We start from the raw sequence: 25,538 nt of genomic DNA on the forward strand, positions 1-25,538 counted from the left end.
GCCCGCCCGCCGCACGGGGGCGCGATCGGGGCCAGACGTATCGACACACCGGAAAGTCAGGCCGCTGGAGGTCGCAACAGAGGGGCATGCACACCACGCGGCGCATCAATGCGGCGTGGTGCGGCCAGCGGCGCTTCGGGGGCCACGCGAATCAGCCCGGTGATGGATGCCGCCGGCAAGGCGCTGGCGCATGGCGAGGTGCATGGGCACGCCTCGTGCGGCACCCGGCCACCGGCATCGTGTTTGTCACAGCAGACATCGGCACCGGCCGCAGCGGCAGGGTGATCGTCATGGACAATGGCGTGCGCGGCGAAAACCGCGTGATCGCAACGCGGCATGACACCCATGGCGGCTCGCGGGGAGCCATGCACGGGGGTTGCCACCAGGATGAGCCACGCCAGCGCCGCCATCACCCGGAGGAACAGCGGCTGCATCACATGGCGCGAGGCTCGATTCACCGGTGCAGCTTAGGGGCTGCGGGAGCACCGCTCAACTCTGGACCAGCGTCCACGCCAACCCGGCGCGGTTGGCCGTTGCCGATCGCGCCGGCAGACCAGACATCGAAGCAGGCTGGTTACTTCGTGTAACCCATATGCAGCGTAATCTTGTCGCCGACCTTGAGGTTGGCCACCGACTTCGGCGGAAAATGCACGGTCAGCGCCATGCCGCCGGCATCCACGCCGACCAAGCCGGTGGTGGCGTCGACCGAGGTCACCGAGGCGGGCATCTTGTGCATGCTGTCGTTCCGGTCGTGGTGCATCTTGTGCATCGGGCCGTGGTCCATGTGCCCCATGCTGCTCGACGCCGGTGCCGGGCTCATGCTTCCGGCATCCTGGGCGTAGACGGTGGTGACAGCCATGCAAAGGCCGAATGCGGCCGTTGCAACGATGATTGTCGGCGAGAACTTCATGATGATGCTCCGCTTGATGGGCGGTCGGGCCGTTGCCCGACCGGTTGCAGCGCGCAACAGGCGCAGCCTGCGCCGACCGATGTGCAGGAAAGGTTTATGTGGCCGTGCACGGCATGGCCGGGAGCCCGCTGCCGAGGCATCTATACTTGGCTACCCCGCCCGCCGTGAACGCCATGAATTATCGCCACGCTTATCACGCCGGCAATTTCGCCGATGTCCTGAAACACACCGTGCTGCTCGCTCTGGTCGAGGCGATGCAGGCCAAGCCGACGCCGTTCTGCTACATCGACACCCACGCCGGCAGCGGCAGCTATGCACTGGACGGCTTCGAGGCGAAAAAGACCGGCGAGCACAAGGACGGCATCGGCCGCCTCCATCCGGCCGAAAAAGTACCGCCGCTGCTGCAACGCTGGCGCGCCAGCATCCTGGGTGCCGAGGGCAACGAGCAAGGCTTGAAGCACTACCCCGGTTCGCCGCTGCAGGTGGCCCGCCTGCTGCGCCCCGACGATAGCGCGCAGCTGTGCGAGCTGCACACGGAGGAAGCCTCCAAGTTGCGCGACCTGTTCCGCGGCAATCCGCAGGTGCATGTGCACCAACGCGACGGCTACGAGGCGCTGAAAGCGCTGTTGCCGCCGAAGGAAAAGCGCGGACTGGTGCTGATCGACCCGCCCTACGAGGCGCAGGACGCCGAATACAAGCTGATCGAAAAGGCGCTGAAGGAAGCGCTGCAGCGCTGGCCCGCCGGCGTGTACGCCGTGTGGTATCCGATCAAGCTGCGCAGCCAGGTGCAGCCGTTCCTGCGCGGCCTGCAGCGCAGCGATGCGAAACGCGTGCTGCGCATCGAACTGCTGGTGCATCCGGACGATTCGCCCTTGCGCCTCAATGGTTCAGGCGTGGTGATCCTCAATGCCCCCTGGAACCTCGACGATGTGCTGCGCGAACCGCTGCGCGCGCTGGCCAGCTTGTTGTCGCAGGATCGCCCGGCCGAATGGAAGCTGGACTGGTTGCGGCAGGAAGGTGCCGAGCCCGCTGCACCGGGTCCGCTGCCACCATCGCGACTGCTGCGCCCCGCCACACCGCCCCTGCGTCGACGCTGAGGCTGCCGGCACACGCCGCACTGACGCGGCTTGCTGTAGCGTAACGAGCATCGACCCGAGTTTTCCCATCACGTCGCCACCGGAGTCCGCCATGCGCAACGCCGCCCGCTCCCTGCTCTGCCTGTCTGCCCTGCTGGTTCCGCTGATCCTGGCCGCCTGCGCGCCGGCACCCATCTACAAGCCCACTCCCCACGCGGTTGTCGCCACGCCGCAACAGGTGGCGCAATCCCCCGAACGCTTTGCCGGCGGCGACGTGATCTGGGGCGGCCGCATCGTGCAGGTGATGAATCTGGCCGATCACAGCGAAGTCGAGCTGCTCGCCTATCCGCTGGATTCCTCGCAGCGGCCGAAGGCGAACGACAGCGGCAGCGGCCGCTTCGTCGCAGTGCTGCCCGGCTACGCCGAACCACTCGATTATCCGACCGGCGCCCTGATGACGGTCAGCGGCAAGCTCGACGGCAGCCGCGCCGGCAAGGTCGGCCAGGCCGACTACGTGTTCCCGCTGGTCACCACGGCACAGTCGCACGTCTGGACGACCGAGGAACTGAACAAGGGCCGCAACAACGTCCGCTTCGGCCTGGGCGTGGGCGTCGGTATCCACTGACGCCTTGCGGTCTCGCTCCGGCCCGGAACTCAGCGCTCGAACTGCGCGAACGTGACGAAGTGGCCGCCAGGTTCGTGATACCCAATCTCGGTCGAGCCATAAAATGTTTCGTGCCGCGACGCCACGATCTCGCAACCGTCCAGCGCCGTGGCCAGCGCGTCGATGTCATCCACCTCGACGAACAGGCAACTGCGGTCGCCCCGCCACGACATCCCCGCCGCATGCGGATCGGCGGCCAGCGAGGCGGTGGTCTGCAACATCAACTCGATGCCGTTGCCAACCAGGATCACGAACGCCGGCCCTCCCTCGCCCGGCACCTCGGCGGTGATCGCGAAGCCCAGCCGGTCGCGCCAGAACGCGAGGCTGGGCGCGATGGTTTCGATGTACAACACGGGTGTGATCTTGCGGCAAACGGGTAACGCCATGACGGGACTCCTTGGGCAAGTGGGAAACCAGCATGTCCGAGTTTGCCGTGGCGGTATTGAACAAACGCGTCAGCGTGCGGATCTGGTGGTCGCTATTTGGCAGTCTTTTTTTCAGCGTCGACCTGAAACGATGTTCAACCCGATAGGGACCCCATCAGCGCCAGCGCCTGGGCGTCACGCCGGCGAAACGGCGAAATTCACGCACGAAATGCGCCTGATCGCTGTAGCCCACCGCCATGGCGATTTCCACCGACCGCCGATCGCTTCGCAACAGCAGCTGCCGCGCCCGTTCGAAGCGCAGCCAGCGCAGGTGTTGCTTTGGACTGACACCAACATGCTCCATGAAACGTCGTTGCAGGGTGCGCAGGCCGACACCCGTCTCGTCGGCCAAGGCGGTCGCCGACGGCAGTGCCGGTCGCCCCTGCAACCGCTGCAACAACCTGGTCATGCTGTCGAGCCGCAACGACGACAGAGCGGCGATCAGACTCGTATCGGCGCGGCGACAGCGGGCGGCAAAGTCCCGATCGTCGCACCATCCGTTCAGCGGTGGACGCCACGCCTGTGCTGGCAGCGCGGAAAACTCGGCACTGTCGTCGGTCAGCAGCGATAGCGGCGCGCCCAGCAGCGGAAACAATCCGCCGGGCACGAAGCGGATGCCGAACAGATCCTGGCGGCTGCCGGCCTCAACCACGATGGCGCGAGTCATCGTGCCGACCCAGCGCATCCGTGGCGATGTGCCGGAAAAATCGCAGATCAGGTCGGCGCAGCCATCCGGGAGAATCCGCTGTGCGGCCAGCATGCTGTCGACCGCGCTGTCGATGCCCCAATAAGCGGCAATCCACTCTTGCAGACACGGCGATGGCGAGGATTCCCGGTAGCTCATGCGGGCATCTTGCCATGCCGCGAAAGGGTGCTGGCCGGATTTTCTTGCGGTGGCTTACACTTCACGGCCATTGTCGAAGGAACCGAACATGTCCGGCCACGCCGCCAACCCGATCAAGGCCATCCTGCTCGCGCTGGGCGCCAACTTCGCCATCTTCGTGGCCAAGCTGTTCGCCGCCTTCGTCACCGGTTCCGGCGCGATGATGGCCGAGGCGGTGCATTCGCTCGCCGACTGCGGCAACCAAGGCCTGCTGCTGCTCGGCATCCGCCAGGCCAGGCGCCCGCCGTCGGACGAGTTCCCGCTGGGCTGGGGCCGCGCGCTGTATTTCTGGTCGTTCCTCGTCGCCATCCTGCTGTTCAGCGTGGGCGGCATGTTTTCGATCTACGAAGGCATCCACAAGCTGACCAGCCCCGAGCCGCTGAAGTGGCCGTGGCTGGCGCTCGGCGTGCTGGTGTTCGGCATCGTGGTCGAGGGCATCTCGATGCGCGGCTGCCTGCAGGAAGTGAACAAGGCCCGCGGCGACCAGTATCTGTGGACGTGGTTCCGCCAGACGCGTTCCAGCGAGCTGCTGGTGATCTTCGGCGAGGACCTCGCTGCTCTTGTCGGCCTGTGCCTGGCCGCGATCGCCGTGGGCGCCACCATGCTCACCGGCAACCTGATGTTCGACGCCGCCGGCACCATCGCGATCGGCGTGCTGCTGATCGTGGTGGCGGTGCTGGTAGCGATCGAGGTCAAGGCATTGCTGATCGGCCAGGGCATGGAGCCGCGCCGCCGCGACGAGCTGATGGCCTTCCTGAAGAGCCGCCCGGAAGTGGCCGAGGTGCTGAACCTGCTCACCCTGCAGATGGGCCCCGACGTGATGGTGGCGGTGAAGGCGCGCATGCAGCCCACCGCCGGCGACCACCACCTGATCGAGGCGATCAACACCGTCGAGGCTGCCATGAAGGCGGAGTTTGGCGACGTGCGCTGGAGCTTCTTCGAGCCGGATTTTGCAGATTGAGCGAATCCGCATTGACCATTCAAGGCAACAGGACTTCCCATGCAGCTTTCCGACATGCCATTCAGCACCACCGACTGGTCGAGCATCGAGCGCACCGAACATCCCGGTGAAACGGGACTGGCCTATTGGCGGACCCGGCACTTCGGGAACATGCGGGTTCGGATGATCGAGTACACCCCCGGCTACCTGGCGGACCACTGGTGCGTCAAAGGCCATATCCTGCTGTGCGTCGATGGCGAGCTGCATACCGAGCTGGAGGACGGCCGGAAATTCACGCTCCGACCCGGCATGAGCTATCAGGTCGCCGATCATGCCGAACCCCATCGATCGTCCACGGATACTGGCGCCAGGCTTTTCGTCGTCGACTGAGTCGACTGAACTGTCCGCCACGGCGATACACTTTCCCTCCCGCGACCCAGCCTTTGACGCTCCGACATGCGCAACCCCCTGCAGGAACAACTGCTCAAGGCCGGCCTGGTCAACAAGACCAAGGCCGCGCAGGTCGTGCGCGAGCAGGCGAAGAAGCACAAGGGCAAGGGACCGACGGCGCCGAGCGCCGAGCAGGTGGAGGCGCAGCGGTTGCAGGCGGAGAAGGCCGAACGCGATCGCGCGCTGGCGGCGGAGCGTAATGCACAGGTACGCATCAGCGAACAGCACGCGCAGATTCGGCAGATCGTCGAGGCGCACAAGGTGAAGCGCGAGGGCGAGATCGCCTACCGCTTCACCGACGGCGACAAGATCAGGGATGTGCTGGTGAACGAAGCGCTGCGTGCGCAGCTGGCCAGCGGCACGCTGGTGATCGTGCGTCACGACCAGGGCTACGAGCTGCTGCCGCGCATCGCGGCTGACAAGGTGCATGCCCGCGACGCGGCGATGATCGTGCTCGATCACGGCCGCGCCGAAGCCGGCAACGGCAAAGACGCGGACGACGAGTACTACAAGCAGTTCCAGGTACCGGACGACCTGATCTGGTAACGCGTCAGCGCTTCAGTTCCAGCAAGTCCCAGCCATTGCCGTACAGATCCTCGAACACCGCCACCGTGCCGTAGGCCTCGCGGCGCGGTTCTTCGCGGAAGTGCACGCCGGCGGCGCGCATGCGTTGCCAGTCGCGCTGGAAGTCGTCGGTGTGGAGCAGCAGGAACACGCGGCCACCGGTCTGGTTGCCGATGCGCGAGGCCTGCTCCTCGCCCTTGGCCTTGGCCAGCAGCAGACGGGTTTCGCGGGAACCGGGCGGCGCCAGCAGTACCCAGCGCTTGCCGGCGCCCATGTCGGTGTCTTCGACCAGTTCGAAGCCGAGCGCGCGGGTGTACCAGGCGATCGCCTCGTCGTAGTCGGCGACCAGCAGCGCCAATGCGCCGAGATGCTGTTTCATTTTCCTGCCTTGACTGTCGGCAGCGGCCCCAGTTCCGCCTGCATTTTCTTGGTCAGCTTCGCCCGGATCAGCATGTAGGCGTCGAGGATGAAGGTCTCCAGTTCCGTGGTGGCGAAACGCTGCGGTTCGGTGATCGAGATCCAGTGCGCACGCGCCAGGTACGGCGCCGGGGTGATGCCGGGCTGGTCGGTGAGTTCGAGGAAGCGGTCGTCGGCCACCTTGAACGACAGCCGCCCGCCTTCACTGCCGTCCGACGGCATTACGGCGAACATCTTGCCGCCGACGCTGAGCACCATGTCGATGCCCCACTTGGTGTCGCGCGTGACGCCGGGCCAATGCCGGCAGAGCGCGTGCAACCGGGTGGCAGTGAGGCCGCGGGTCCGTTGAGGGATCATGCCGTGCTCCGTGGAAATCCAGCGCGCATTGTGCGGCGTGGCTTCGCGACTGTCTGTGGCTCGACGGGCTTACCGCACCGCAACATGGTTCGCGCCAGGACGGTGCCTAGTTGGGTTGGACCGTCCCCATCATCATTGCAAATTCATGTTGCGTTGCACACAATACGCAAAAGTATGGAACTGCCATGATTCCCGCCATCGACTTCTCCTCCCCCTCCCGATTCGCCCAGATGCCGCCACGCAGCAGCGAGCGTTTCGCTCGTCCGCGCGTGGCGCCCTCGGCGGGTGGTGAACGGGTGCGTACGCAGGACGCTCGCGAGCTGATGTTGCGCACGATCGAGCCCGGCGACGTGGCGGCGATGCAGCGTTGCTTTACCCGCTTGTCGCCGGAGGATATTCGTCGCCGCTTCCTCCATGCGATGTCCGAGCTGCCGGCGCCGATGGCCCAGCGGTTGTGTTGCATCGACCCGGTGGTCGAAACGGCCTATGTACTCATGGACGATTCGGTGCAGCCGGCCGAGATGCGGGGCGTGGGCCGGATCTACGTCGACGAAACCACCGACAGTGCCGAGTTCTCGGTACTGGTGGAACGCGACTGGAGCCGCCTGGGCCTGGGCGCGTTGCTGATGCAGCGACTGGTGGACGACAGCCGTCGCCGGGGCCTCGCCGAGCTGTGGGGTTATGTGCTGCAGGAGAACCGGCCGATGCTGGATCTGTGCCGCGAGCTGGGCTTCAGCCAGCGGATGGTACCCGACGAACCAGGCACTGCGCTGATCACGCTGAAGCTCTGATCGCCAGGGCGCACGAAGCGGCCCCGGCCCGGCTGGTCCATCGCGTTACACTTGCCCGCTTTCCCCGGCGCGGCTCGACGGCTGCGCCCTGAACACGCGTACCTATGTCCAGCCTGATCAAGCACCCGCCGCTCCCGACCACCCCGAAGCAACGCCGCTACTGGACGACCCCGCACGGCTCCGCGCGGGCGCTGCTGATCGCCGAGGCGGCGCGCACGCACGATGGCCTGCTGGTGGCGGTAACCCGCGACACCCTGCGCGCGCAGGCGCTGGAAGCGGAGCTGAAGATCTTCGCCGGCAACCTGCCGGTGCTGCATTTTCCCGACTGGGAAACGCTGCCCTACGACGCCTTCAGTCCGCACCCGGAGATCGTTTCGCAACGCATTGCCACGCTGTATCAGCTGCCCGGGGTGACGCGTGGCGTGCTGGTGGTGCCGGTGGCCACGTTGATGCAGCGGATCGCGCCGCGCTCGCACATCACCGGCTCCGGACTGGTGCTGGCCAAACGTCAGAAGCTCGATCTCGCAGCCGAACAGCGCCGGCTGGAGGCGTCCGGCTATCGCCATGTGCCCCAGGTGGCCGAGCCCGGCGACTTCGCGGTGCGTGGCGCGCTGCTCGACATCTTTCCGATGGGCACCGCCGAGCCGTACCGCATCGAGTTGTTCGACGACGAAGTGGAATCGATCCGCAGCTTCGATCCGGAAACCCAGCGCTCGCAGCAGCAGGTGGAGAAGATCGAACTGCTGCCCGCGCGCGAGTTCCCGTTGACCGAGGAGGCCGCGAAGGACTTCCGCAGCAGCCTGCGTGAGCGCTTTCCCATCGATGTGCGCCGCTGCCCGCTGTACCAGGACATGAAGGAAGGCGTCACACCGGGCGGCATCGAGTACTACCTGCCGCTGTTTTTCCAACAGACCGCGACGCTGTTCGACTACCTCGCCGATGACGCGCTGTTCGTGCTCGGCGAGGGGGCTGGCGAGGCCGCCGACCAGTTCTGGACGCAGACGGCCGAACGCTACGACCAGCGTGCGCACGACATCGAACGCCCGGTGCTCCCACCGGCCGAGCTGTACCTGCCGCCGGAGCAATTGCGCGAGCGACTGAACAAGCAGCTGCGAGTGGAAGTGGTCGATGCCGGTCACGAGCACGCCATGGACACCGGCACGCAGCCGGCACCGGAACTGCCGCTCAACCGCAAGGGCGAGGAGCCGGGCACGTCGCTCAGGCATTTCCTCGCCAGCTATCCCGGTCGCGTGCTGGTTGCGGCAGATTCGGCCGGACGGCGCGAGGCGTTGATCGAGACGCTCGCCGGCGGCGGCATGAAGCCCGACAACGTGGACGACTGGACCACGTTCCTCGCCGCGGATGCACAGCGTTTCGCCATCACCATCGCCGGACTGGAACAGGGCTTCGCACTCACCCGACCCGCGATCACCGTACTTACCGAGCGCGAGCTGTACGGCGAGCGCGTGCGCAGCGAACGCGACCGCAAGCGCCGCCGCGGCACCGCGCGCGATCCGGAAAGCATCATCCGCGATCTCACCGAGCTCACCCTCGGCGCACCGATCGTGCATGTCGATCATGGCGTGGGGCGCTACCAGGGCCTGATTTCGATGGACGTGGGCGGCATGGATGGCGAGTTCCTCACCATCGAATACGCCAAGGGCGACAAGCTCTACGTGCCGGTGTCGCAACTGGGCCTGGTCAGCCGGTACAGCGGCACCGCGCCAGAGCTCGCGCCGCTGCACTCGCTTGGCGGCGACGCGTGGGAACGCGCCCGCCGGAAGGCCGCCGAGAAGGTGCGCGATGTCGCCGCGGAGCTGCTGGCGATCTACGCCCAGCGCGAGGCGCGCGGCGGGGAATCGATGCCGATCGATCGTCAACTGGTGGAGGAATTCGGCAGCACGTTTCCGTTCGAGGAGACGCCCGACCAGGAAACCGCGATCGAGGCCGTGCTTGGCGACCTTGCTGCACCGCGCGCGATGGACCGGGTGATCTGCGGCGATGTCGGCTTCGGCAAGACCGAGGTGGCATTGCGCGCCGCGTTTGCCACCGCCACCGCCGGCAAGCAGGTTGCCGTGCTGGTGCCGACCACCCTGCTCGCGCAGCAGCACTACCGCAACTTCGCCGATCGCTTCGCCGACTGGCCGGTGCGGGTCGACGTACTGTCGCGCTTCAAGTCCACCAAGGAAGTGAACGAGGCGCTGAAGCGCCTGGCCGACGGCCAGATCGACGTGATCGTGGGCACCCACAAGTTGCTGCAGCCGGACGTCAAGTTCAAGAATCTCGGCCTGGTCATCGTCGACGAGGAACAGCGCTTCGGCGTGCGCCAGAAGGAGCAGCTGAAGAAGCTGCGCGCCGAGGTCGACCTGCTGACGATGACCGCCACGCCGATCCCGCGCACGCTGAACATGGCCATGGCCGGCCTGCGCGACCTGTCGCTGATCGCCACCCCGCCGGCCCACCGCTCAGCCGTGCGCACCTTCGTATCGACGTGGGACCCCGCCACGATCCGCGAGGCGCTGCAGCGCGAGCTGTCGCGCGGCGGCCAGGTGTACTTCCTGCACAACGAGGTGCAGAGCATCGAACGCACCGTGCGCGAACTGGAGGAACTGGTGCCCGAGGCGCGCATCCGCATCGCCCACGGCCAGATGCCGGAACGGGAGCTGGAAGGCGTCATGGCGGACTTCCATCGCCAGCGCTTCAACGTGCTGGTGTGCACCACCATCATCGAAACCGGCATCGACATCCCCACCGCCAACACCATCATCATCGACCGCGCCGATCGTTTCGGGCTGGCGCAGTTGCATCAACTGCGTGGCCGCGTCGGCCGCTCCCATCATCGTGCCTACGCGTACCTCATCGTGCCCGATCGCAAGTCGATCACCGCCGACGCGCAGAAGCGCCTCGAAGCTCTCGCTTCGCTGGAAGAACTCGGCGCCGGCTTCACGCTCGCCACCCACGACCTGGAGATCCGCGGTGCCGGCGAGCTGCTCGGCGACGAACAATCCGGCCAGATCCAGGAGATCGGTTTCGGCCTGTACACCGAGCTGCTGGACCGCGCTGTGCGCGCGCTGAAATCCGGCAAGATCCCCGATTTCGACCTCAGCAGCGAACACGAAACCGAGGTCGAACTCCACCTGCCCGCGCTGATCCCCGACGACTATCTCGGCGACGTGCATGCGCGCCTGACCCTGTACAAACGCATCGCCAGCGCGCGTACCGAAGACGACCTGCGCGACCTGCAGGTGGAGATGATCGACAGGTTCGGTCTGCTTCCGGACAGCACCAAACAGCTGTTCGCGGTGGCCAGCCTGAAACTGATGGCGACTCCGCTGGGCATCCGCAAGCTGGACTTCGGCGCCAGCGGCGGGCGCATCGTGTTTCGCGAGAAGCCCGAAGTGGATCCCATGGCGATCATCAGGCTGATCCAGCAACTGCCCCGCGTATACAAGCTGGATGGCCAGGACAAGCTGAAGGTGATCCTCGACTTGCCCGGCGCCACCGAGCGCATCCGCAGTGCCCAGGAAATCCTGGTCCTGCTGGGCGCCCGCAGGCCCGGATGACACGACCAGGCATCCTGGCACGGTCGTTACTGCATGCGACGCGATCGACCCGATCAGGCGTGGCATCCGGCGCTCGGGCCGCGCTGCCGTCGTCGTTGCGTCGTCACCCATGGGCGCCCGTGCAGCGAAGTGACCCTGAGCGTCCGGATTGCCCACTGCCGGCCAGATCGATCGTGACGCAGCGACGTTGCCGCGCGCTCCGGCTGCACCTGGGTGGGCACGGCCGCGCCTTGCCTCTCCAGCCATCATGCTGGCACGCTGCGTGCTTGACATGAACCCAGCGAGTGATGCAGGTTCGGCTATTGCCATGGCGCCGTACGCGTCGGCGGACAGTGGAACCCAAGCGCGATCAGCACGGCTGGCCGGCACGCGAGCCGGGTACGGGTGATCCGGGAAGTGCGCGCAGATTTCATTCGCAACCTCGCATGAGGTTGACACAAAGGGGTGATGCAAATGGAGAGGCTGATCACAATGCCGGCACGAGGTCGCCGCAGGCGGCCACGGCTAGGCCCTGTGCTCGGCCTGCTGGGGCTGCTTGGCATGGCCGTATGCCAGGCCGCCACGCCGCTGAATGGTGGATGGCGAGAGGTGCGCGCGGGCGACACCGCGCAAGTCGTGCTGGACGACAGCCGCGCCGGGCTGCTGAGAAACTTCGACCCGTCGCTGTTGCAGCGATTCCCGCTCGGCGGGGGTGGCAGCTGGGTCGTCATCATGCCGCAGCCGCCGTGGAGCAACCAGGAACGCGTGCTGACGATCTATCCGCCGCCGCTGGGTACGGTCAGCGTAGTGACGGCGAACGGCATCCAGCCGCTGGCGCTCGACGACTTCAGCGAGGCGCTTCACGGCCATGGCCGGCTGGCATGGCGGGTGCCGGCGACACAGCCCGCATCGGCACCGATCCTGCTGCGCTTCGAGCCGTCACCGACACTCAGCGGGCCGGTGCGTTTCCAGATCGAATCCTTGAGCGGCTACCTGCAGCACGATGCGTCCTGGCTGGCCTTTGCCAGTGCATGTTTCGCGGTGATGCTGGCCATGGTGCTGATGGCGTTGTGCTTCGCGGTGATGCTGCGCGACGTCACTTATGCCTGGTACGGCGGCTACATTCTTTGCTACGCGTTGATCCAGTCCATCCAGACCGGCTTCATCTTCCATCCACTGGGGTGGGACTGGTTCACCGGCGTCGCCGCGATTGCCGGCCCGGCCGCCGTCGCGTTGTCGGTCGCGTTCGCGTCGTTGTTCATGACGCGGTTCTGCGAGTTGCAACATTACGCGCCACTGTTGCGGGTGCCGATAACGGCGCTGGCCGTCGGCATGATCCAGCTGGTGCTGATGCGCTGCAGCCACATCGCGTTGCTGGTGGAGGTGTCGCAGATCCTGATCAACCCGTTGCTGATGATCGGTGCCATGCTGCTGCTGGTTGCCGCCATCGTCGCCGTCGCGCGCGGCTCGCGTCAGGCGTGGTTCTTCCTGATCGGATGGACACCGCTGTTGCTGCTTACCGCCGCGACCAGCGCCCAGGTCAGCGGCGCACTGCCGGAGCTGGACTGGCTCAACGATGCCAGCCTCGCCGGCGGCGCTTTCGAAGCGATCGCCTTGTCGCTGGGCCTGGTCGACCGCGCCCTCATCCTGCGCCACGACCGCGACATCGTACGCGTGCTGGCCGACCATGACGCGCTCACCAGCGTGCTCAATCGCCGCGCCTGGACCGAGCGGGCCAGCGCGCTGCTGGCCAACGGATCGCCGCATCCGATCGCCTTGCTTTTCCTGGATCTGGATCACTTCAAGCTGCTCAATGATCGGCAGGGCCACAACACCGGCGACCGTGCGCTGGTGGCCGTGGCCAGGGCGCTCGCCGCGGAGCTGCGGCCGTCCGACCTGCTGGGTCGCTACGGTGGCGAAGAGTTCGTCGCCCTGCTTGACGGCACCGAGCCGCAGCAGGCGATGCATGTGGCGACCCGCCTTTGCCGGCGCGTGCACCGGCTGGAGATTCCCGCCAGCGATGAATCGCTGCTGCTCAGTGTCAGCATAGGCGTGGCCATCCGGCGGGACGGCGACGACCTGGAGTCGTTGGTCGAACGCGCCGACCAGGCCATGTACGAAGCCAAACTCAATGGCCGCAACCGGGTCTGCCTGCGCGAAGGCAACGTGACGTCCAACGTACCGCCGGCCGCCCATCTGCATGTCGTGGAAAAGCGCGAGTAGCGCTGGCCTGCTTGGGGCGCTTCAGCGCTTCGCCAGTTGCCGTGCCGCCGCCACCACGTCCGCCTCACCCGGCAACACCAGCAGGGCCGCACCAGCCAGGGGAGTGAACGTATTGGCGCCGACCACCCGCTGCAGCGGTGTGCCGCCGCAACCGCCCTCGACGATGGCAGTGATCACGCCCTCGCCCACCCCCGCACTCTTGCGGCCTTCGTCCAGCACCACGATGCGTTTGGCCGTCCGGGCCTGCGCCGCGATGAACGCGTCGTTGAGCGGAGCCAGCCAACGCAGGTCGACGACGCGAACCTGCCAGTCCTGTTCCTTCTCGATCGTGCGCGCAGCGCGCAAGGCCATCGGCACGCCGTTGCCGAAGGTGAAGATCACCAGATCATTCGCTGCCTCGCCGTACACGCGGCCCTCGCCCAGCGTCATCGCCTGGTCCGGCGCCGGATAGTCGAACTGCCACTGGCCATCGCCGGCTTCGTAAAGGTCCTTGGTCATGTACAGCGCGATCGGTTCGAGGAACGCGCAGACGCGGCCGTCCACTTTCGCCAGCGCCATCAGCGTGCGCAGCATCATCGCGGCATCGTCGCCGCGGCTGGGACAGCCGACCACCAGGCCGGGAATGTCGCGCAGCGCGGTGATCGAGTTGTCGTTGTGGAAATGCCCACCGAAGCCTTTCTGGTAGCCCAGCGAGGCAACGCGCATCACCATCGGGTTGCGGTATTGATCGTTCGAGAAGAACTGCAGCGACGCCGCCTCGCCGCGGATCTGGTCGCAGGCGTTGTGGAAGTACGCCAGGTACTGGATCTCCGGCAGCGGCAGCATGCCCATGTTCGCGTAACCCTGGGCCAGGCCCAGGATCATCGTCTCGTCCAGCAGCGTGTTGAACACGCGGCTGCCCTTGAAGACCTTGTTGAGACCCTTGGTGACGGTGTACACGCCGCCTTTCTGCGCCACGTCCTCGCCGAACAGCAGCGCCTCGGGATACTTCGCCAGCAGGTCGTGCAGGGCCTGGCCGATCTGGATCGCCATGTGCCGCGGCGGCAGGTTTTCCGGCAGCTTGGCCTCGCCGCCGAACACGGCAAGGCGCTTATCGGCGTAGTCCGCACGCGTGGCCTCGGCCCTCACCGCCGCCGGGGTATACGGCGCCAGCGGCTTCATCACGTCTTCCAGCGAAGTCAGCCGATGGCGCGAATCCGCATCCTCGGCGGCGGCGAAGCAACGCTTGCGGGTGGCTTCGTACAAGTTCAGCAAATCATCCTTCGCGTACAGGCCCGACTCCAGCGCGATGCCGGCCGAACGCAGCAGCGGATCGGTCGCCTCCACCGCGAACAACTCCTCGATCGAGCGCCACTCGATCTCGAAGTCGGTGCCGGCGTGGCCCATCACGCGGGTGGTCCTGAGATGCAGGAAGGTCGGCCGGCGCGTCGTGCGGCAGTGTTCCACCGCACGCTGCACCTGGGCGTAGCCTTCGGCCAGGTCGAGGCCGTCGGCGAAGAAGTAATCCAGATGGGAGCGATGCTGGTAGTTGTTCGCGATCCAGCCGCTGGGCGTCTTCACCGAGATGCCGATGCCGTTGTCCTCGCACACGAACAGCACCGGCGCCGGCAGCTTCTGGTACGCCGTCCATGCCGCGGCGTTGAACGAGGTCTGCGCGGTGGCGTGATTGCTGGAGGCGTCGCCGAACGAGCAGATCGCGATGCTGTCGTCGGGAATCGGCAGCTGGTGGCCGATGCGGCGCGCCTGCTCGATCGCCACCGCGGTGCCGAGCGCCTTGGGCAGGTGCGAGGCGATCGTCGAAGTCTGCGGCAGCACCCACAACGGCTTGCTGCCCCACACCTTGTGGCGGCCGCCGGAAGCCGGATCGTCCTTGCTGGCGGCGAAGCTCAGTGCCGAATCCATCACCGGATCCATCCCCGGAATCTTGCGGAAGCGCTCGGCCATGAAGCCGCCCGAGCGGTAATGCAGGAACGCCGGATCGGTATGCCGGGCCAGCCGCGCCACCATCGCGTTGCCCTCGTGGCCGCTGGAGCCGATCGTGTAGAACACCTTGTTCTGCACGCGCAGCACGCGCGCCATCAGGTCGAGGTGGCGGGAGATCAGCTGCGATTCCAGCAGTTCGCGAAAACCGCGCGCATCCAGCGCACTGCCCGGCAACACCGCCTCGCTGTCGCGCGGCGCGGCGCGCACGTCGCCCTGCCACAGCTGCACGAACTCGATGAAGTTCTGGTCGACGACCTCGGCACGGTTGAAACCCTTGTGGCGGGCGCTGATGGCAAACGGAATGGGCATGGGCTCGATTTCGGCAAAGTGGAAGGTAGGTGTCGCCAGCGGTTCTAACGCTGCATCGGGGAGTGGCCGGGCTGCGCCTGCACGCGGGCGAGCCACATGCAGATGTTCGGGAACCCGGCCAAGTCGAAACCGCCGTCACCGGCACAATGGGTATACGCGTACAACGCGATGTCGGCGATGCCGTAGCTGTCGCCCACGAACCACTCGCGCCCGGCCAGGTGCTGCTCCATCACCGTCAGCACCTGCGCGCCCTTCTGCAGCAGCGCCGGAACCTCGGCCTGGCGCGGATGGTCGGGCGGCAGCCAGCCGCGGATGAAGCGCGCCACCGCGATGCACGGCTCGTGGCTGTACTGCTCGAAGAACAGCCACTGCAGCGTCTGCGCGCGCAGCCAGCGATCGTCCGGCAGGAACGGCGTGCCTTCGGCGAGGTAACAGAGAATCGCGTCGGATTCGGCCAGCCGGCGGCCGTCGTCCAGTTCCAGCAGCGGCACCTTGCCGTTCGGGTTCTTCGCCAGGTAACCCGACGTGCGCGTCTCGCCATGTGCACTGTCCACGTCGACCCAGCGGTAGTCGCGGCCCAGCTGGTCCAGCAGCAGTTGCAGCTTGTAGCAGTTGCCGGAGGCGCGCATGCCGTAAATGGTGATCATTGCCGCTCCTCGCTCAAGCGTTTCAACAGCGCCGCGCGCTGCAGGTCCTTGGGACGTCCGAAACTTTCCAGCACGCGGATCTGCTCCGCCACCGCAGGAACCGGGACCGCAAGGCCTTCCGCGTCCAGTGTGACGATCCGGTCGACCCGCACCGGTTCCCAGCCGCGCTCGCCGCAGAGTTCGAGGCCGCCCATGACTTCCACCGGCAACCCGCGGAAACGGAAGCGGGCGAAACACGAGCGAAAGCGCTCTTCGCCGCGCGGCACGTAGGCGTCATCGCGCTGTGCCCGCCAGTGCCCGGCCAGGGTTTCCGCATCGCGCACGCTGGTCAGCACATCGAGGTCGGCCACCGCCACCTCGGCGCCGGCCAGGCGTGCCGCGGCGCTGCCGATCAGGGTCCACGGATCGCGGCAAAGGCGATGCAGGTCCGGTATCGCCGCAGCGAGTACCTCGCGCAATGCCGCTGCCGTGTCGACGTGGACGGATGCATTCATGGCTGTGCGCGGCGACGTCGCCATTGCTCGCGCGTCTGTGCCCATATCTCGGTCGGTGAATCCTCGTACGGCGCCGGCAACTTGCCCGCGCCGCGGCAAGTCGAACCGAGCCGCTGCGCCAGCGCCTGCGAGGCGCGATTGTCGGGATCGATCGAATGGATCATCTCGTCCCAGCCCAGCTGATCGAACGTCCAGTCGATCGCCGCCACGCAGCCTTCCAGCGCGTAGCCCTTGCCCCAGGCGGCGCGCGCCAGGCCCCAACCCACCTCGGTGCCGGGCCAGTCGGCCGGATGCCATGGCCCGAGCCGCCCGATCCACTGGCCCGTGCTTTTCTCGATCACCGAGAACATCGCAAAGCCCTGGATCGACCAGGCACCCGCCAGGGTCAGGAAACCGCGCCAGGCGGCGGCGCGCGATTGTTGGCCACCGATGAACTGCGCCGCCTCGGCGTCGGCCATGTTGGCCGCGTAGGCGTCGAAATCCTCCGCCCGCGGCGGACGCAGGATCAGTCGATCGGTTTCGATACGCAGCGAATCGAAGTCCATGCGCCCCCACGCTCCGCTCAGAATGCGTTGATGCCGGTCAGCTCGCGGCCCACCACCAGCTCGTGCACGGTCTCGGTGCCTTCATAGGTGATCACCGATTCCAGGTTCAGCGCGTGGCGGATCGCGCCGTGCTCGGTGGTGATGCCGGCGCCGCCGAGGATGTCGCGGCACTGGCGCGCGATGTCGATCGCCATGCGGCAGTTGTTCCACTTCGCCAGCGAGACCTGGGTCGGCTGCATCTTGCCGGCATCCTTCAGCCGGCCCAACTGCAGCGACAGCAACTGCGCGGTGGTGATGCGGCGGGCCATGTCGGCCAGCTTCAGCTGCACTGCCTGGTTGGAGGCGAGCGGGCGGTCGAACAGGATGCGCTCTTTGGTGTAATCGAGCACTTCCTTCAGGCAGGCCTGGGCGGCGCCGATCGGGCCCCAGGTGATGCCGTAGCGCGCCTGGGTCAGGCAGCCCAGCGGACCTTTCAGACCCTTCACGTTGGGTAGCCGCGCGCTGTCCGGCACGCGCACGTTGTCGAAGAACAGCGCGCTGGTGACCGAGGCGCGCAGGCTCATCTTCTTGTGGATTTCCTGCGCCTTGAAGCCGGCCGTGTCGGTCGGCACCACGAAGCCCTGGATGCCGTCGTCGGTCTGTGCCCACACGATCGCGATGTGCGCCAGGTTGCCGTTGGTGATCCACATCTTGGCGCCGTTGATGACCCAGTCGCCGCCGTCCTTCTTCGCATGGGTCTTCATGTTGGCCGGGTCGGAGCCGCCGTGCGGTTCGGTCAGGCCGAAGCAGCCGATTACCTCGCCGGCCGACATCCGAGGCAGGTACTGCCTCTTCTGTTCCTCACTGCCGTAGGCGTAGATCGGGTACATGCACAGCGAGCTCTGTACCGAGGCGAAGCTGCGCAGGCCGGAATCGCCGCGCTCCAGCTCCTGGCAGATCAGGCCGTAGCTGACCCCGTTCATGCCGGCGCCGCCGTACTCCTCGGGAATCGTGGCGCCGAGCAGGCCTAACGCGGCGATCTCCGGGATCAGTTCCTTCGGAAAACGCGCCTGGTCGAAGCAGTCGCCGATGATCGGCAGCACCCGCTCGTCGACGAAGCGGCCGACGGTGTCCTGCACCATGCGTTCCTCGTCGGTGAGCAAAGAACGGACATCGTACAGATCGAGCGGATTCAGACTGACAGCCATGGGAGCTCCGGAGACGGATGCGTAAAAACCGTTATTGTAGCGCGGGACCCGGCAGTGCACAGGCGCCCGGAGCCGGTCGGGACGCGGCAAAACCGACTTGCCGGGGCCGGCCCTCTCTCACCATTCCCCGGAAGCCCATGTTCAAAGGTGTACTGCTTGGCTTCATGGCCTTTGCCGCCTACGCGTTCAGCGATGCCTTCGTGAAGTCGCTGCGCGGTTCGCTGCCCGCCTACGAAGCAGTCTTCTTCGGTGCCACGCTGGGCCTCGCCGCGCTGCCCTTCATCAAGGGCGGTGGCGACCGCTGGCGTGAGGTGATGTTCGCGCAGCGACAGGGCCTGTGGCTGGTGCGTGCCGTCGCCAGCGCGGTCGGCAGCATCGCCGCGGTGATTGCATTCACCGCCCTGCCGATGGCCGAGGCCTTTGCGCTGATCTTCCTGCTGCCGATCTTTGTCACCCTGCTGTCGGTGCTGGTGCTCAAGGAGCACGTCGGCTGGCGCCGCTGGTCGGCGGTGGTGGCGGGCTTTGTCGGCGTGCTGGTGGTATTGCGGCCGGGCTTTCGCGTGCTCGGCGTTGGCCACCTGGCCGCCATCATTTGCGGCCTTGCCGGCGCGATCTCGATGATCGCGTTGCGCCTCGCTGGCCCGCACGAAAAACGCATCACCTTGTATGGCGCCGGCATGGTCGGCTCGGCGCTGATCACCGGCGCGCTGATGCTGGCCGATTTCCGCTGGCCGCAGCCCGGGCAATGGCTGCTCCTGCTCGGCTATGGCCTGCTCGCCGCCGTGGCTGCCGTGCTGCTGATGCTGGCTACCCAGAAGGCGCCGGCGAACCACGTCGCGCCGACCCAGTACAGCCAGATGGTGTGGGCGGTGCTGCTCGGCTATGTAGTTTTCCACGATCGGCTGGACTGGCCGATGGCGATCGGCATCGCCATCATCCTTGGTGCCGGCCTGTTCACCTTCGTCCGCGAGGAGCAGGTCACGCAGTGGTGGAAGCGCGTGCGCATGCTCTGACGCGCAAGCCGGCACGGTCGGGGCATCTGCTGCCCCAGCGGTCCGCGCCGATGTTTCGCCGTCCGCCGAAGCATGTGCTGGCGCGCCGGAGCCACTATGCCTGCATCGCCCGCCCACGAAGGCAGCAGCATGTCCACACTACTGGCACTCGGACTGGTCTCCGCCATGTCCGCAAGCACCGTCCACCTGCCCATCGCGCACGACCCCGGGCAGCAGGTCGCGCTGCACTGCGTGGCTCCGGCACAGGCGAACGGTCAAGGCGTACTGTTCGTGCATGGCGCCAGCTTCCCGACCATGCTGGCGTTCGGCTTCGAATTCGCGCCGGGGGATTCCTGGATGGACTTCATGGCGCAGCAGGGGTTTCTCGCCTGCGGCCTGGACTTCGTCGGCTTTGGCGCATCCAGCCGCCCCGCGACCATGGCACACACGGCCGCAGACGCCGCGCCGGTGACCCGCGCCCCGGAAGCCGCTCGGGAAATCGCCGTGGCCGTCGACTACCTGCGCAAGGCGCGCGGGATGGGCCGCATCCATCTGGTCGCGCATTCCTGGGGCACCCTTCCGGCCGCCACGTTCGCCGCGAAACATCCCGACGCGCTGGCCTCGCTCACCCTGTTCGGCCCGGTCGTGCCGAAGCCGGGCGAGCCGGCCGGCCCCGCGCAAGAAGCGTGGTGGACGATCAGCGCCGAGGCACGCTATCAACAACTGCGTTTCAAGCATGTCCTGCCGCCGGAGCTGACCTTGCTGGAACCGGCCGTCTCGCGACGCTGGGCCAGCGAATTCGACGCGTCGGCGCCGCACGTGGCGGGCGACCCGCCGGGCGAGCTGCGCATTCCCGCCGGTCCCGCGGCGGACATCGACGCGGTCGCATCCGGCGGCGGCTATCCGTACGACCCGGCGGCCATCACGGTTCCGGTCTTCGTGGTGTACGGCGACTACGACACGGTGACGGACGACGCGGGCGCCACGGCGCTCCTGGCGAGGTTCGGCGCCAGCCCGCTCAAGTGGCGCATGCGCATCGACCACGGCAGCCACGTGATGCACCTGGAGCGCAACCGTCACTCCCTGTACCGGAGCGTGAACGCATTCATCCACGCCGCGCAGGAGATGCAGCCATGATCGCGGTGATCTTCGAACTCGTACCGGCCGATGGACGCAGCCAGGACTATCTGGATATCGCCGCCGGCCTGCGCCCGTTGCTCGACGGCATCGACGGCTTCCTTTCGATCGAGCGCTTTCAGAGCCTCTCGACCCCGGGGAAGATCCTCTCGCTGTCGTTCTGGCGCGACGAGGAAGCGGTGGCGGGCTGGCGCCGGACGGAAGCGCATCGCCTCGCCCAGGGCCAGGGCCGCGCCGGCATTTTCAGCGACTACCGGCTGCGCGTGGCTGGCGTCGACCGCGACTACGGCATGCACGAGCGCGAACAGGCGCCCGCGGACAGCCGCGCGTTCCACGCCTGAAAGCCGCCGTCAGCGCCGGCGCGCACGTGCCAGTCCACGCAGGCGCGTGGCACAGCGCGCAAGTTCGGTGCGCAACGCCGCCGGCGCGTGGATCTCGAAGCCGAACGACAGGCCGGCGAGCTGGCGCGCGAACCAGCCCAGGTCGTCGGCGCCGGTACGCAGCAGCACGCCGCCAGGCACCGGTTCGAGCAGGCCGAACGCCAGCGAGAACGCCTTGCGCGCCGTCGGCAGATCTGCGTGCAGCAGCACCTCGATCGCATGGGCGTGCGGTATCGTGGCGATGCTCCGCTGCAGCTGATCCAGGGCGTCGAAACCGGGCGGCCGGCGAAACGCTTGATCGAGCAGGCGCACCTCGCCGACCCGGTCCAGCCGGAACGAACGCAGGCCGTGGCGCAGGTGGCACATGCCGACCGCGTACCAGGCACCCGCCCGCCAGGCCAGGCCGTATGGGTCGAACTCGCGCTCGGTGTGGGCGCCCGCGGCGGAGTCGTAACCCATGGACACGCTACGCTGCGCCTGCGCCGCGCCGGTCAGTGCGATCAGCGCCGCGTTGCTGCCGGGCGTACTCGAGGCCGGCAACAGGTCGACCTTGACCGTATCGGCGATCGCGCGCACGTGGCGCTTCAGGCCATCCGGCATCACCCGCGCCAGTTTCGCCTGCGCGCTTTCCACGGCCGGCGCCGCCTCGGCCAGGCCCAGCCCGCGCGCCGCCACCATGCCCACCGACAGCGCCACCGCCTCGTCGTTGGTGAACATCATCGGCGGCAGCCTGAAGCCGGCAACCAGCATGTAGGCACCGTGGCGGCCGCGCTCGGTGGTGAGCGGAATGCCGAGGTCCTCCAGCATCACGATGTAGCGCCGCAGCGTGCGCACGTCGACGCCGACCCGGCGCGCCAGTTCGGGCCCGCTCATGCGGCCGTGGCTCTGCAGCAGGTCGAGCACCGCCAGCACGCGGGTGGTGGGTTTCGCCATGGCGGCCATGGTAGCGACAAATCAGGGCGAAATTTGCCCTGTATGGGTTCTAGCGTGTGCCTGCGCCACCCGGCGTCCAGGCCAGGGATACCCATGAACCATTTAAAACGACTGCTGCCCGGCATCGTCGCAGGCATCGCGTTCGGCGCAGCCCTGCCGGCACACGGCACACCAGCGAACGAGGCCCCCATGATGGAAAGCGTGCAGCACCTCAAGGATTACCAGGTCGTCGAATTCCGCCGCTATGTCACGGCGGACGGCGAGCTGGCGCACTTCGTCAAATACTTCGACGCCTACTTCCCCGAAGCCTTCGAGCAGCTCGGCGCAATGGTGTTCGGCCAGTTCACCGAGCGCGGTCAGCCGAACCGATTCACCTGGCTGCGCGGCTTCCACGACATCAACGCACGCCCGATCGTCAACGCGGCGTTTTATTACGGGCCGCTGTGGAAGGAGCATCGGCTCAAGGTCAACGCGATCCTGCCGGACAGCGACAACGTGTCGCTGCTGCGCCCCCTGCACCCGGATCAGGGCATCACGGTGCTGCCGGCCGTCGATCCGGTGATCGAAGACCATGGTGCGCAGGGCATCGTGGTGGCGCAGATCTTCGCGGTAAGGAAAGGCAGCGAGGAAGCATTTGCCGAGCGGGCGCAGGCCTCGTTCTCCACCTACCACGGCGAGGGCGTGCATCCGGCCGGGGTGCTGGTATCGCTGGACGTGCCGAACAACTTTCCGCAGCTGCCGATCCGCACGGATGGTCCGTTCCTGGTGTGGCTTGGCGTGGTCAAGGACCAGGCTACGCTGGAACAACGGCTTGCGCCGCGGCTGGCAGCGGCGGAACAGTCGCTGCTCGCCAGCGGACTGCTGCGCGGCACCCCGGAACGCGTGGTGATGGATCCGACCCCGCGCTCGCGCCTGCGCTGGCTGCCCGGCGCAACCACCGGGGTATCGCCGTGATCCATTACGAGCAGCTGTGGCTGTTCTTTGTCCTCGTCTTCGGCATCGTGGTATTGCCGGGCCTGGACATGGCCTTCGTGATGGGCAGCGCGCTGGCCGGTGGCCGCAGCCGCGGTCTGGCCGCCGTGGCCGGCATCGTCGCCGGTGGGGTCTGCCATGTGCTGATGACGGCCTTGGGCATCAGCGTGCTGATCAAACTGATTCCCGGCGCATTCAACGCGCTGCTGCTCGCCGGCGCGCTGTACATCGCTTGGATCGGCATCTCGCTGATGCGCAGCGCATCCCCGTTGGGCCTGTGCCCGGATACCAGGTCGCGCTCGCGCGCGGCGACCTTTCGCCAGGGGATGCTGACCAGCCTGCTCAACCCCAAGGCCTACCTGTTCATGCTGGCGATCTTCCCGCAGTTCCTGCGCCCGGACTACGGCCTGATCTGGCTGCAGGCCCTGGTCATGTGGCTGATCATCGCGATCAACCAGCTGTGCGTTTACGGCGGCGTGGCCCTGATGGCCGACCGCGCGCGGCTATGGCTGCAAAGCCGGCCGGTGGCCGGGATGATGGCGACGCGCTGTGTTGGCATGGTGTTGATTGCCGCGGCGATGCTGACCGGGTTTGAAGGCTGGCACCGGATCTGAGCAAGAAACGGATAGCCATGCCGATGCGAATAACGGATCGTATGGCGGAACCCTGGGGGAACGACGCTATGAAGATGACGCTGGCAAAAATCATGTCGCCGAGGCGACGATGCTGCGCCTTGCGCTGGGTGCTGGCCGGCATCTTGCTGACGCCGGCCGCATGGGCCCAGACCACCGCGGATCCCGCAGCACTCCCGGACACCGCGCCGCCCTCGCCGCCCGTGCGCCAGTCGCTGGACGACGCGTGGTGGACCGGCCCGATGCTGGCCAATTCGGCCGCGACCTTGCCGCGCGGCCATTTCCTGATCGAGCCCTATCTCTACGATGTGTCCTCACCGCATTCGGATGGCTTCGGGTCGCTGACCTACATGCTCTACGGACTCACCGACCGGCTGACGGTCGGCCTGATTCCCGTGCTGGGCTACAACCGGATGGATGGCGCGGGCGACAGTTCCGGCATCGGGCTGGGCGACGTCAGCGTGCAGGCGCAATACCGGCTCACCGAATTCCACGAGGGCAGCCCGCTACCGACGATCTCGCTGCAACTGCAGCAAACGCTACCGAGCGGAAAATACGACCGGCTGGACGACCGGCCCGGCGACGGGCTCGGCAGCGGTGCCAGCACCACCACGCTGCAGCTCAACACGCAAACATACTTCTGGCTCGCGAACGGCCGCATCCTGCGCATGCGCCTGAACGTGGCGCAGTCCGTTTCCGGCAAGGCGCACGTCGAAGACGCCAGCGTCTACGGCACGGCGAACGGCTTTCGGGGCAGCGCCAGACCCGGCAACTCGTTCTTCGTCAACGCAGCCTGGGAATACAGCCTGAGCCGGCGCTGGGTGCTGGCGCTCGACGTCACGTATCGCCGCAATCACGGCACCCGCGTGAACGGCGTCACGCTGCCCGGCTACGGCGAGGCACGCATCCGTCGAAGCTCCGGCGCCAGCGAGGCGTTCGGCTTTGCGCCCGCGGTCGAGTACAGCTGGGGCGCCAACCTGGGTGTCCTGCTCGGCACCCGGGTGATCACCGGCCGCCACACGACAACCACGATCACCCCGGCCATCGCGATCAACTACGTCCACTGAGCAGGCCCCGAAGCGGCCTGCGCGAAGCCGGTCAACGATTGCTCACCCCGTGGGGCACATGCCCGGTCGCCACGTGCTTGCGCGCGGACTCCACGTTGGCCGGCGAGTCGTCGAAGAAGATGTCGGCGCCGAACGCGTCGAGGAACGGGCCCTTGTCGCGGCCGCCGAGGAAAAGCGCCTCGTCGATGCGTACGCCCCACTTGCGCAGGGTCAGGATCACGCGCTTGTGCGCGGGTGCGGAGCGGGCGGTGACCAGGGCGGTTCGGATCGGCGAATCTTCGGCGGGGAACGCGGTTTGCAGTCGATGCAAGGCGGTGAGGAAGCCGCGGAACGGGCCAACCGACAATGGCTCGGCGGCGTGTTCGGATTCGTTTCGATGGAACGCTTCCAGGCCCTCTTCGCGCGACACGCGTTCGCCTTCGTCGCCGAACAGCACCGCGTCGCCATCGAACGCGATGCGCAGTTGCTCGCTGGCTCGCGGTGGTGCGGTGCTGGGCAGGATCGTGGCGGCGGCAACGCCAGCGGCCAGCGCGCGGCCGACATCTTCGGCGTTGGCGGAAAGGAACAGGTCGGCCTTGAACGGGGCGATGTAGTCGGAGGTCGGCGCGCCGCTGGTGAATGCGGCGCGGCTGATCTGCAGGCCGTAGTGCTGGATCGCGTTGAAGATGCGCAGGCCGGTGTCGCCGGAGTTGCGCGACAGCAGGATCACCTCGACCGGCGGCACGTCGCCTGCCAGCTTGTTGAGGCCGAGCAGTTTCTGCACCAGCGGGAAGGCCACGCCGGGTTGCAGGATCTCGTTTTCGTGGTCGATCTGGAAGGCGCGGTAGGCATCGAGACCATCGCGCTCGAACAGCGCGTGGCTGTCGCCCAGGTCGAACAGTGCGCGGGAGGAGATCGCGACGACCAGGCGGTTGTCGTTGATGGCGGCGGGATCATGCGCGGAAGTCGATGGGGAGGTCATGGCGGGGTGTTCGAGTTCAGCGGTGAAGAAAGGTGATCGGCAGAAGCACTGGCCATG

27 protein-coding genes are annotated in these 25,538 nt (G+C 67.0%); 14 read left to right on the forward strand and 13 right to left on the reverse strand.

Annotated elements, in window-relative coordinates; translation table 11 throughout:
* Nucleotides 1-56 precede the first annotated feature (56 nt).
* Entirely contained in the window at nucleotides 57-434 is a 378-nt protein-coding gene (locus tag ACFPME_RS14515) for a hypothetical protein (RefSeq protein WP_377306368.1), read from the reverse strand.
* Nucleotides 435-574: 140 nt separating this feature from the next.
* Nucleotides 575-820 carry a hypothetical protein gene (locus tag ACFPME_RS14520; RefSeq protein ID WP_377306369.1) on the reverse strand — a complete coding sequence of 82 codons (246 nt, stop codon included), beginning with the start codon at nucleotides 818-820 and terminating at the stop codon, nucleotides 575-577.
* 263 nt (nucleotides 821-1,083) lie between these two features.
* Here ACFPME_RS14520 and ACFPME_RS14525 point away from each other — a divergent pair, with 263 nt between their 5' ends.
* Nucleotides 1,084-2,007 carry a 23S rRNA (adenine(2030)-N(6))-methyltransferase RlmJ gene (locus tag ACFPME_RS14525; RefSeq protein ID WP_377306370.1) on the forward strand — a complete coding sequence of 308 codons (924 nt, stop codon included), beginning with the start codon at nucleotides 1,084-1,086 and terminating at the stop codon, nucleotides 2,005-2,007.
* 91 nt (nucleotides 2,008-2,098) lie between these two features.
* Nucleotides 2,099-2,611: a Slp family lipoprotein gene (locus ACFPME_RS14530; protein WP_377306371.1), complete on the forward strand. Its 513-nt coding sequence runs from the start codon at nucleotides 2,099-2,101 to the stop codon at nucleotides 2,609-2,611.
* Nucleotides 2,612-2,640: 29 nt separating this feature from the next.
* Here the strand turns inward: ACFPME_RS14530 and ACFPME_RS14535 are convergent, their stop codons facing one another.
* Nucleotides 2,641-3,036 carry a VOC family protein gene (locus ACFPME_RS14535; RefSeq protein ID WP_377306372.1) on the reverse strand — a complete coding sequence of 132 codons (396 nt, stop codon included), beginning with the start codon at nucleotides 3,034-3,036 and terminating at the stop codon, nucleotides 2,641-2,643.
* A gap of 154 nt (nucleotides 3,037-3,190) precedes the next feature.
* Nucleotides 3,191-3,919, reverse strand: coding sequence for a helix-turn-helix domain-containing protein (locus tag ACFPME_RS14540; protein WP_377306373.1), 729 nt, complete (start codon nucleotides 3,917-3,919; stop codon nucleotides 3,191-3,193).
* An 88-nt stretch (nucleotides 3,920-4,007) separates the two neighbouring features.
* On the opposite strand from ACFPME_RS14540, the gene ACFPME_RS14545 reads away from it, so the two are divergent.
* The 3 genes from ACFPME_RS14545 (at nucleotide 4,008) to ACFPME_RS14555 (ending at nucleotide 5,894) form a co-directional block, all read left to right on the forward strand.
* Nucleotides 4,008-4,919 (forward strand): cation diffusion facilitator family transporter, encoded by a 912-nt coding sequence (locus ACFPME_RS14545; RefSeq protein WP_377306374.1) that lies wholly within the window; start codon nucleotides 4,008-4,010, stop codon nucleotides 4,917-4,919.
* 39 nt (nucleotides 4,920-4,958) lie between these two features.
* Nucleotides 4,959-5,288 (forward strand): DHCW motif cupin fold protein, encoded by a 330-nt coding sequence (locus tag ACFPME_RS14550; RefSeq protein ID WP_377306375.1) that lies wholly within the window; start codon nucleotides 4,959-4,961, stop codon nucleotides 5,286-5,288.
* Nucleotides 5,289-5,354: 66 nt separating this feature from the next.
* Nucleotides 5,355-5,894, forward strand: a complete 540-nt coding sequence (locus ACFPME_RS14555; protein ID WP_377306376.1) for a DUF2058 domain-containing protein — start codon at nucleotides 5,355-5,357, stop codon at nucleotides 5,892-5,894.
* A 4-nt stretch (nucleotides 5,895-5,898) separates the two neighbouring features.
* Here the strand turns inward: ACFPME_RS14555 and ACFPME_RS14560 are convergent, their stop codons facing one another.
* Both ACFPME_RS14560 and ACFPME_RS14565 read right to left on the reverse strand, forming a co-directional pair.
* The gene (locus ACFPME_RS14560; RefSeq protein ID WP_377306377.1) at nucleotides 5,899-6,291 is read right to left on the reverse strand and encodes a VOC family protein; all 393 of its coding nucleotides are present in this window, start codon (nucleotides 6,289-6,291) and stop codon (nucleotides 5,899-5,901) included.
* Nucleotides 6,288-6,686 (reverse strand): MmcQ/YjbR family DNA-binding protein, encoded by a 399-nt coding sequence (locus ACFPME_RS14565; protein ID WP_377306378.1) that lies wholly within the window; start codon nucleotides 6,684-6,686, stop codon nucleotides 6,288-6,290. The genes ACFPME_RS14560 and ACFPME_RS14565 overlap by 4 nt, the downstream gene beginning before the upstream one ends.
* A gap of 185 nt (nucleotides 6,687-6,871) precedes the next feature.
* On the opposite strand from ACFPME_RS14565, the gene ACFPME_RS14570 reads away from it, so the two are divergent.
* The 3 genes from ACFPME_RS14570 to ACFPME_RS14580 all read left to right on the forward strand — a co-directional run bounded on the left by ACFPME_RS14570 (nucleotide 6,872) and on the right by ACFPME_RS14580 (nucleotide 13,242).
* Nucleotides 6,872-7,477 (forward strand): GNAT family N-acetyltransferase, encoded by a 606-nt coding sequence (locus ACFPME_RS14570; RefSeq protein WP_377306379.1) that lies wholly within the window; start codon nucleotides 6,872-6,874, stop codon nucleotides 7,475-7,477.
* 104 nt (nucleotides 7,478-7,581) lie between these two features.
* A complete protein-coding gene (gene mfd / locus ACFPME_RS14575) occupies nucleotides 7,582-11,040 on the forward strand; it encodes a transcription-repair coupling factor (RefSeq protein ID WP_377306380.1) in 3,459 nt (1,152 codons plus the stop codon).
* 453 nt (nucleotides 11,041-11,493) lie between these two features.
* Nucleotides 11,494-13,242, forward strand: a complete 1,749-nt coding sequence (locus ACFPME_RS14580) for a sensor domain-containing diguanylate cyclase (RefSeq protein WP_377306381.1) — start codon at nucleotides 11,494-11,496, stop codon at nucleotides 13,240-13,242.
* Nucleotides 13,243-13,263: 21 nt separating this feature from the next.
* Here the strand turns inward: ACFPME_RS14580 and ACFPME_RS14585 are convergent, their stop codons facing one another.
* The 5 genes from ACFPME_RS14585 to ACFPME_RS14605 are packed head-to-tail and all read right to left on the reverse strand — an operon-like array spanning nucleotide 13,264 to nucleotide 18,407.
* Nucleotides 13,264-15,534, reverse strand: a complete 2,271-nt coding sequence (locus ACFPME_RS14585; RefSeq protein WP_377306382.1) for a thiamine pyrophosphate-dependent enzyme — start codon at nucleotides 15,532-15,534, stop codon at nucleotides 13,264-13,266.
* A gap of 44 nt (nucleotides 15,535-15,578) precedes the next feature.
* Nucleotides 15,579-16,181, reverse strand: coding sequence for a glutathione S-transferase family protein (locus ACFPME_RS14590; RefSeq protein ID WP_377306383.1), 603 nt, complete (start codon nucleotides 16,179-16,181; stop codon nucleotides 15,579-15,581).
* Nucleotides 16,178-16,675 carry a nucleotidyltransferase family protein gene (locus ACFPME_RS14595; RefSeq protein WP_377306384.1) on the reverse strand — a complete coding sequence of 166 codons (498 nt, stop codon included), beginning with the start codon at nucleotides 16,673-16,675 and terminating at the stop codon, nucleotides 16,178-16,180. The genes ACFPME_RS14590 and ACFPME_RS14595 overlap by 4 nt, the downstream gene beginning before the upstream one ends.
* Nucleotides 16,672-17,220, reverse strand: coding sequence for a GNAT family N-acetyltransferase (locus ACFPME_RS14600; protein ID WP_377306385.1), 549 nt, complete (start codon nucleotides 17,218-17,220; stop codon nucleotides 16,672-16,674). Before ACFPME_RS14600 ends, ACFPME_RS14595 begins: the two co-directional genes overlap by 4 nt.
* A gap of 17 nt (nucleotides 17,221-17,237) precedes the next feature.
* Nucleotides 17,238-18,407, reverse strand: coding sequence for an acyl-CoA dehydrogenase family protein (locus ACFPME_RS14605; protein WP_377306386.1), 1,170 nt, complete (start codon nucleotides 18,405-18,407; stop codon nucleotides 17,238-17,240).
* Between the two features lie 137 nt (nucleotides 18,408-18,544).
* Between ACFPME_RS14605 and ACFPME_RS14610 the strand changes: the two genes are divergently transcribed.
* The 3 genes from ACFPME_RS14610 (at nucleotide 18,545) to ACFPME_RS14620 (ending at nucleotide 20,877) form a co-directional block, all read left to right on the forward strand.
* On the forward strand, nucleotides 18,545-19,420 hold the full coding sequence (locus ACFPME_RS14610) for a DMT family transporter (protein WP_377306387.1): 876 nt from the start codon (nucleotides 18,545-18,547) through the stop codon (nucleotides 19,418-19,420).
* 129 nt (nucleotides 19,421-19,549) lie between these two features.
* The gene (locus ACFPME_RS14615; protein WP_377306388.1) at nucleotides 19,550-20,536 is read left to right on the forward strand and encodes an alpha/beta hydrolase; all 987 of its coding nucleotides are present in this window, start codon (nucleotides 19,550-19,552) and stop codon (nucleotides 20,534-20,536) included.
* Entirely contained in the window at nucleotides 20,533-20,877 is a 345-nt protein-coding gene (locus ACFPME_RS14620; protein ID WP_377306389.1) for an antibiotic biosynthesis monooxygenase family protein, read from the forward strand. The genes ACFPME_RS14615 and ACFPME_RS14620 overlap by 4 nt, the downstream gene beginning before the upstream one ends.
* A gap of 9 nt (nucleotides 20,878-20,886) precedes the next feature.
* On the opposite strand, the gene ACFPME_RS14625 is transcribed toward ACFPME_RS14620, so the two are convergent.
* Nucleotides 20,887-21,849 (reverse strand): helix-turn-helix transcriptional regulator, encoded by a 963-nt coding sequence (locus tag ACFPME_RS14625; RefSeq protein WP_377306390.1) that lies wholly within the window; start codon nucleotides 21,847-21,849, stop codon nucleotides 20,887-20,889.
* Nucleotides 21,850-21,942: 93 nt separating this feature from the next.
* Between ACFPME_RS14625 and ACFPME_RS14630 the strand changes: the two genes are divergently transcribed.
* The 3 genes from ACFPME_RS14630 to ACFPME_RS14640 all read left to right on the forward strand — a co-directional run bounded on the left by ACFPME_RS14630 (nucleotide 21,943) and on the right by ACFPME_RS14640 (nucleotide 24,520).
* Nucleotides 21,943-22,803, forward strand: a complete 861-nt coding sequence (locus ACFPME_RS14630; RefSeq protein WP_377306391.1) for an NIPSNAP family protein — start codon at nucleotides 21,943-21,945, stop codon at nucleotides 22,801-22,803.
* Entirely contained in the window at nucleotides 22,800-23,435 is a 636-nt protein-coding gene (locus ACFPME_RS14635) for a LysE family translocator (protein WP_377306392.1), read from the forward strand. Before ACFPME_RS14630 ends, ACFPME_RS14635 begins: the two co-directional genes overlap by 4 nt.
* 92 nt (nucleotides 23,436-23,527) lie before the next feature.
* Nucleotides 23,528-24,520, forward strand: a complete 993-nt coding sequence (locus ACFPME_RS14640; protein ID WP_377306393.1) for a transporter family protein — start codon at nucleotides 23,528-23,530, stop codon at nucleotides 24,518-24,520.
* A 31-nt stretch (nucleotides 24,521-24,551) separates the two neighbouring features.
* Here the strand turns inward: ACFPME_RS14640 and ACFPME_RS14645 are convergent, their stop codons facing one another.
* Nucleotides 24,552-25,481 (reverse strand): 5'-nucleotidase, encoded by a 930-nt coding sequence (locus ACFPME_RS14645; RefSeq protein ID WP_377306394.1) that lies wholly within the window; start codon nucleotides 25,479-25,481, stop codon nucleotides 24,552-24,554.
* Between the last annotated feature and the right edge of the window lie 57 nt (nucleotides 25,482-25,538).

Origin of the sequence: Rhodanobacter umsongensis, from assembly GCF_042654965.1 — a bacterium.
GTDB lineage: Bacteria > Pseudomonadota > Gammaproteobacteria > Xanthomonadales > Rhodanobacteraceae > Rhodanobacter > Rhodanobacter umsongensis.